This is a genomic window from Candidatus Cloacimonadota bacterium (assembly GCA_011372345.1).
Lineage (GTDB): Bacteria > Cloacimonadota > Cloacimonadia > Cloacimonadales > TCS61 > DRTC01.
In genome coordinates this window covers 1-4,424 of record DRTC01000152.1, presented here as the reverse complement: position 1 = coordinate 4,424, position 4,424 = coordinate 1, and the positions used below count along the sequence as shown (strand labels likewise).

5 protein-coding genes are annotated in these 4,424 nt (G+C 34.6%); 4 read left to right on the top strand and 1 reads right to left on the bottom strand.

The window, feature by feature from the left end:
* On the bottom strand, positions 1-1,213 hold a 1,213-nt coding region (locus ENL20_02935; GenBank protein ID HHE37511.1), incomplete at its 3' end, for a Gingipain R.
* A gap of 566 nt (positions 1,214-1,779) precedes the next feature.
* Between ENL20_02935 and ENL20_02930 the strand changes: the two genes are divergently transcribed.
* The 4 genes from ENL20_02930 to ENL20_02915 all read left to right on the top strand — a co-directional run.
* Positions 1,780-2,094, top strand: coding sequence for a hypothetical protein (locus ENL20_02930; GenBank protein HHE37510.1), 315 nt, complete (start codon positions 1,780-1,782; stop codon positions 2,092-2,094).
* Between the two features lie 87 nt (positions 2,095-2,181).
* Positions 2,182-2,598, top strand: a complete 417-nt coding sequence (gene ruvX / locus ENL20_02925; GenBank protein HHE37509.1) for a Holliday junction resolvase RuvX — start codon at positions 2,182-2,184, stop codon at positions 2,596-2,598.
* Positions 2,595-3,581: an endolytic transglycosylase MltG gene (gene mltG, locus ENL20_02920; protein HHE37508.1), complete on the top strand. Its 987-nt coding sequence runs from the start codon at positions 2,595-2,597 to the stop codon at positions 3,579-3,581. The genes ruvX and mltG overlap by 4 nt, the downstream gene beginning before the upstream one ends.
* Positions 3,574-4,424 (top strand): cation:proton antiporter (locus tag ENL20_02915; protein ID HHE37507.1); only part of this gene is annotated, 851 nt, incomplete at its 3' end. The genes mltG and ENL20_02915, both read left to right, overlap by 8 nt.

Below are 4,424 nucleotides of genomic sequence, written 5' to 3'. Positions count from 1 at the left end.
CCCATGTACTTCCATGATAACTATCCATTCCTGCAATCATAACAACTTCTCCGAGAAAAGAAGGATCAGGCATTTCATATTTTTCATATTCGAGAGTTTTATCGATCTGCGGTTGTAGTTCAGAAGTGTTTCTGGCAGAGAATCTTCCGTAATAAACTTCCGGCATATAATCTCCAGTGTATTCGCAATATTTAAGATCAGTAACATGACCTCCGGTATTTCCATTCCAGGCAGGAACTTGACCAACATCACCTACAAATAGAACAAATGACGGAGCAGGATCGGAAGTATTGTAAATATCCTGCAGATATGATTTTATGGCATTTGTTGAAGTCCCGATCTCATCTGTATAACCAATAACAACTTCAAAACCTTTTTCCGTTTTCCATTCGATAAATGGCTGTAATTGATCTTCGAACATGCGATCGGAAACAATCAAATATTTGATAGGATATCTGGTCAGATCATCGCGTGTATTCGGTTCTGAATAATTAAAGACAAATTCGCTGTAAACTTTCTCAAAATATGGAGAAAAAGTTTTTTCTCTCAATTCCTTTGTTGAGAAAATATCTCCTCCCACAAAATCAACCTGCACATTGATATCATTGTAAACTTTGATCGAGTTTGTTGCAGGATTATATTTAACAGGTTCAAGGATTAAAGTGAATAATCTCATACCTCGCATAATTCCAAGTTCTTCCACAGAAACAATCTCTTTCGCATCAAAACGATCTGCGGCATAAACTTCTTCGTTCAGGACAAACTTGAGATCTTCCGGTTTTGCACTTTTGGAAACTGAAGCTTGAGCAGGAATAACCTTATTATTGATCCCAAAATCTGTTAGAGAAAATTCCGAAATTTCAGAATTCATCATTTTTACGCTGATCTCAGCATTTAGAGGAACAGCAATTATTTTCCTTAAAACCGGTAATTTTGGTGAACCGATCTCTGTAGAATACGAATATCCTTCGATTCTAATTTGAGAAAAAGTTCCTTTTTCTGTGTTCACATCAAAAGAATTGATCTCTGAAATCCGGTAGTTGACTCTCATTCCAAAGTCACTTTTTTCAAGCAGATCAGCTTTTGTATTCGCATAATCAAGATCGATCGCTTGTTCGGCAACCAGGAACATTACACTAAAAAAAATCGTTAAAAAAATTAAAAATAAGTTTTTCATTATTTTCTCTCCCCTTTTTATATTTTTTGAATACATAAAACAATAGCAAAAAAGATACCAAACTTAAAACTAATTAATCTAACGAGAATTTAAAATTATAAGAAAGATAAGAAACTTGCCAAATTTCAAAAATTTGGCAAGTTTTACAGACTTCATCGATATTTTATCTTCTTCTACAAAGATGTCCAATATGCATATCTTTATCGCTTTTTTGATTCCCACACCTTCACCCCATTTGATAAATCATATATTCATTTCCGTTTGTTGATTCCCACACCTAAAGGAGTGGGTTTCTCTTTACTTTCGGTGTTCTCGGATGGTGAATTCTTTTTTGTTTTGGTTTATCCAAGTTAGTACTTATTTCTTTAATCCTTATCCCGAAAGCCTTTGGGGGTAAAATATTTTCATCACTCTCTGTGAACACTTTAATAGAAGTGATTCACACGGTTAAATTTATGTCCAATTTTTTTATTCGCGTAAATTAGTGTTAATTCGCGGTTAAATTTTTTTTGCTTATCCAAGTTAGGGGATGCTCTTCACTGAATTTTACAATTGACAAAAAACAATTGCTGATAAGATAGAACCAAATAGAGGAGGAGCAGATGGATAAAAAAACATTTTTTGAGAATATCAGGAGAGAAGCGAATGTTGCTTTGACAAAGGTTTTTGATAAAGTAGAAGAAGTCAGCAAAACATCAGCATTGAAGCTGAAAATCACAAGTTTAAAATCACAGATCAAAAATTATCAGACCGAAATCGGGGAAATAGCTTTTCATAATAAAGACAAATTCAAAGATTTTCCGGAAATTGTGAATCTTTTGGGTAAGATAAAAGATATTGAAGAAGAAATTGTTCTAAAAGAAGAACAGATTGCAGAATTGAAAGAAAAAGAAGAAGCTGAAGAAAAAGAAAATTAGATTTTCGCTTGAAAATAATAGATAATTTTTATTATCAAATATTTTTAGATCAATTCTTTGTCCACTTTGTTTACAGGTAAATGGTAAATGTCTTTATTCAGGATAATGGGAATCGATTATGGGGAAGTACGGATTGGAATTGCCTTGAGCGATCCTCTGCAGATAATTTCCAGACCATATAAAGTTCTAACAAATTCGGATGATTCACTTTTTGTCGAGTTGAATGAAATAATAAAATTGGAAAATGTGGGAAAAATTATTTTAGGATTACCTCTGAATCTGGAAGGAAAAGATTCCCAGAAAACTCTCGAAGTCAGGAAATTTGCGGAAGAATTAGAAAAAAAAGTTCCTGTTCCGGTTGAATTTTTTGATGAAAGATACACAACCGTGGAAGCAAATGAAGCCCTGAAAAATATGGGAAAAGATCCGAGAGAGAGCAGGAAAGTTATAGATAAGATCGCCGCTTCCCTGATCTTGAGATCCTACTTGGAAAACAAAAAATGAAACCGCTTTCAGCCGCGATTATTGTTGTTATCCTATTTTTCGCAATTTACGGAATTTTTCTCTTTACATTTCCCCTTCAGGTCAAAGAAACTCTGATCGAGATCAAACAAGGTGAATCTGCTTTTTCTATTGCTCAGAAACTTTATAACCAGAGTGTAATTCGCAGCAAAAACTGGTTTTATCTGTATGTGAAATTTACCGAATCTGATCGAGATTTGAGTTATGGGAAATATCTTTTTCAGGGGAATTTATCTTTAGTCAAAGTTGTAGCAAAATTGAAGCAGGGAAGGATTTTTCTCCGTAAAATAACGATCCCCGAAGGTTATACAGTTAAGAAGATCTGTCGCAAATTATCAAATAATAATTTTGGTGATCATAAAACTTTTTTAAGTTTATGTAATAATGAGAAATTCGCAAAAAAACTGACCGGATTTCCTGTTAAAAACCTGGAAGGTTTTTTATATCCTGAAACTTATAGTTTTCCTGAAGAAGTCAGCGAGGAATTTATTATCTCGCATATGGTTAAGGAATTTTTTAAACAAACCGGACAATTGAATTTTGTACCGGATGAAAAATTAGATTTTTATAAGACGATCATTCTCGCTTCGATCGTAGAAAAAGAAGCTCGTGTTGAGGACGAAAAACCGGTAATTGCCAGTGTTTATCTGAATAGACTCGAATATAATTACAAACTACAGGCTGATCCGACTGTCGCTTATATCCTTGAACAAGCCGGAAAATCTAGGAAGAAAATTTTTTACAAAGATCTGGAAATCAATTCTCCTTTCAATACTTATAAATATTTTGGACTTCCTCCGACTCCCATCTGTTCACCTTCCGGAAGTACGATCGAAGCAGTCCTGAAACCGGCTGTAACCGATTATTTCTTCTTCTTTGCCAATGATAACGGCAGGCATATTTTTTCTCAGACCTACAGCCAGCATCTTTCCAAACAAAGGAATCTGAAAGCAGCTAATGGATAACAATATTCTGCTTCATCTGGCAATTATTATTTTCTTCTCCAAAATTCTAGGAGCTTTATCCCGTAAATTCAAACAACCTCCTGTGATCGGAATGCTTCTGCTCGGAATCGTTCTGGGACCGACATTCTTACATTTTATCGAACCGAATGAAGTGATCAAATGGATCGCTAAAGTCGGAGTTCTTTTTTTACTTTTTGAAGCAGGATTAGAAACAAATCTGAAGAAAATAAAGGAAGATTCCAAACAGGCACTCCTTCCTGCTTCCGGAGGTATCCTGACACCTTTTATACTTGGTTTTCTGTTATCATATCTTGTCTATCGTAATGTTTCCGAAAGTCTGATCATTGCAGTTATTTTCACAGCAACCAGCGTTAGTGTCAGCGTTATGACTTTACTCGATCTGGGAAAATTAAAAAGCCTGGAAGGAAGATGTATTGTAAATTCTGCCATCTTCGATGATATTGTGGGAATATTACTTTTGACATTCATTTTTGGATTAACATCAAAATCAGGAATCCAGGATTCATCTCTCGCTTTTTCTTTTGGAAAGATCATTATATTTTTCATCATTTCTTTTGCTTTCGGCTTATATGTTCTTAAGCCATTTTTTCTGAATTTGAGAAAAATCCTGCTGGAAAATGTAGTTATCTCATTAGCGATCGCAACTGTGCTTCTGTATTCCTGGTTTGCTGAATTAACAGGACTGGCTGCTATCACAGGAGCTTATTTTGCCGGTTTATTTTTGGGTCAGACACATCATAAACATTCGGTTCAGGAAGGTATTTCCAATGTTGGAAAATCTTTTTTTGTCGATGTGTTTTTTGTCAGTATCGGTTTGGAATT